1 protein-coding gene is annotated in these 2,844 nt (G+C 51.8%); it reads right to left on the bottom strand.

Annotated elements, in window-relative coordinates; genetic code table 11:
* Positions 1-316: 316 nt before the first annotated feature.
* Positions 317-2,635: a ZmpA/ZmpB/ZmpC family metallo-endopeptidase-related protein gene (locus KDK14_RS02635; protein WP_257263471.1), complete on the bottom strand. Its 2,319-nt coding sequence runs from the start codon at positions 2,633-2,635 to the stop codon at positions 317-319.
* Between the last annotated feature and the right edge of the window lie 209 nt (positions 2,636-2,844).

The following is a 2,844-nucleotide window of genomic DNA, read 5'->3' as shown; positions in this document are numbered from 1 at the left end:
TTGTCGAAGTTCGGTGGCACGACCCTTCGACAAGCTCAGGGTGAACGGAAATCGGAAACTTATTAAAAGAAAATTCCTAACCGCTGCGAGGACTACATCATCATCCGAAATGATGGCATTGATTGATTATCGTGTGGTTGATGTGCTGTCCAGCAGTGCAAAAATCCCAAGGGTCAAAGAGTCTTGTGTAGAAGAAACTTTGCTGGAGTTCGAGAGCGGGGCAGAGGCAATAACAGCTCGAACCTATGTCCTCGGGAGTAACGGTATCCGTTCGTTATCACTCTCTACAGAATTGAACAATGGTTGCTGTATATCATCATCGGAAAGACTGTCCGCCCTGCCTCTGAGGCTCGTAATGGCTACCCGCAGCCCTGGCTCTGTGACAACAATAGCGATAGATGCACACACCAACTCCAATCAGCAGTAAGAGCACTCCACCCAGGGCGATACCGGCTATGGCAACGCCATCTAACCGTGAAGCCGCCGTGCCACTCTTGCCGGGGGTGGTTGGAACGCTGACTATGGATGCGTTACTCAGACCCAACATTGTCATTGTCGGGCCACTCTTGCTGGAGGTAGGTGGAAGTATTGTCGGGGTAACAGGGCATAACTCAAACTGGCGGGTATTATTTCTGATCAGCTCCATAAAATCATCATCACCAGGTTGGCAATCCCTTGTCACCAGACGATGGTCAATGCCTGCACATAAGTTATCCAGCCCACAACGGTGGTCGGTATTGTTCAGCCAATGACCATTAATACCGACATTACAGATATCGGGATTACGCCCACCCCTGAAATCGGCTTTTGAATTTTTACCCAGATTATCAACCTTGCAGTTTAATGCCTTGGTGCTAACAATGGCGCCACCAGAATCAATATCCCCCGCACCGATACCAGCCGTTGACTCATCGCCCAAGGTTAACACTGTACAATTCAACGCGGTGGTGTCGGCAATTGTTTTTGATACAGTACTACGTCTGACCATGCCCGCCCCGATGCCAGCGCTTCCACCATGACCGTAGGATGACACATTGCAGTTCACGGCTGTGGTATTGGCAACAGTAGGAGTATCGTTAACCATCCCTGCGCCGATGCCTGCCATGCCACGTTTACCGGAAGCTTTTACGGTACAGTTCATCGCTGAGGTGTTGACAACCGTGCCACCAAAAGAAGCTCTGCCCACGCCGATACCTGCGCCTCCTTTCATGCCGGAGGTTACCACCTGGCAGTTCACCGCCGTGGTGTCAGCAACCGTGCCAAAGGTACGCGCATAACCCGCGCCAATGCCAGCCGAGCCAATGCCAGAAAATTCTGATTCAGTTGCACCAGCGTTTTCCACTTGGCAATTCACCGCCGTGGTGTTGGTAACCCTGCTGGTATAATGTTCAAGCCATCCTGCGCCAATGCCTGCACCTCCAAAGCTGGTTGACACTTTACAGTTCACTGCCGTAGTGTTTGCAAGCGTCGCACCTTTGATGCGCCCGACGCCAATGCCTGCCCATCCACCATAGGGGCTTACCACTTTACAGTTCACTGCTGTGGTGTTGGCAACTATGCCTTTGCGAAGAAGGTACCCTGCGCCAATGCCTGCCGCTCCGCCACGCCCACCATGAGAGGCTGTCACTGTGCAGTTCACTGCTTTGGTGTTGGCCACTATATTATTGTCACCAAGATAGTTATAGTTATTGTCACCAACATACCCCGCGCCAATGCCTGCCCCCACAGATCCAAGATTTCTGGCAGAGGCTGCCACTGTGCAGTTCACCGCTGTGGTGTTGGCAACCTTGCCTCCCAGAAGCCTGCCCGCGCCAATGCCTGCTTTAGCAGTATTACCAATATCAAATGTGAAGCTGGAGGCTACCACTGTGCAGTTCACCGCTGTGGTGTTGGCAACCGTTCCACCTCTGACATCCCCCCCGGCAATACCCGCATGGGCATCTTTACCAAAGGCCACTACCCGGGCATTGTCAACGCAAATATTACTGACTGTGGCCTTGTCCGAAATTTTGCAGGCCACCACCGCGGTCGGGCCTTTGGATCTTATATTAACATCAGTAAAGCTCAGGTCTTCCACACGGCCCTCACCGGCCAGCGTTTCCAACAGGCACTTGGTGAGGTTGCCAATGGTCCCTTTTTCGCCGAGGATAATGCCGGTAAACGGATGAGTGTCATTACCAATGGACTGGCGCAATTGGCCACCATCAATATATGCAACAGTTTGCCGGTAATTGCCATTGAGCGGGCGGTCCGGGACTTGGCCAATCTTGCCCAGGGTTTCGGCATCCGCCACCGGAATCCACGGGTCGTTGTCGCGGTTGGAGGGTAATGCCATGCCAACAGCAGCAAGACCAGACAGCACTCCCAGCACCAACGCTGTATTCGGCCGCTGACCAGCACGCTGTGCCAGGCTGGCCGTTTTACGATGTTGCAGCGATAAGCTCTGTTGTGTGTCTTCATCGTTGTCATTTTCCGGGGTTCCATCGCAGGTATTGTCCGGTAAAAACGTTACTACCCCAGACTCCCTGAATACATCCAAACTGCCCCATCGTCCCTGTGGTTGTGCAGACGTTATTGTTTCAGGTCGCCAGCCGCTTGCGCTGCCGCCCCCGGACACGTTCTGTGGCTGTATCATCACTACTAACCTCATATTGGCATTTATTGTTGTGCGGTTTATCTGCTGTCCAATAGACCAAAAAACTCCGCAAGGGAACAAAGCTGAAGATGACTTATGAAAGAAACACTCAGCAGGGCTGATTATAGACAGGCTTATGGAATGAGAAATAATTATTCCTGATTACCACTGATCGTACGTCATGATACAGAGAAAGTTTATTTAAGAAT

This window comes from Endozoicomonas sp. ONNA2, assembly GCF_024606365.1.
Taxonomy (GTDB): domain Bacteria; phylum Pseudomonadota; class Gammaproteobacteria; order Pseudomonadales; family Endozoicomonadaceae; genus Endozoicomonas.
Note: the sequence above shows the minus strand (reverse complement) of the source record. Positions and strands in the feature narration are given on the sequence as shown.

Bases quoted from the DNA above. Each gene is read 5' to 3' on its own strand.
- KDK14_RS02635 (WP_257263471.1), bottom strand. From the start codon at position 2,635: ATGATACAGCCACAGAACGTGTCCGGGGGCGGCAGCGCAAGCGGCTGG.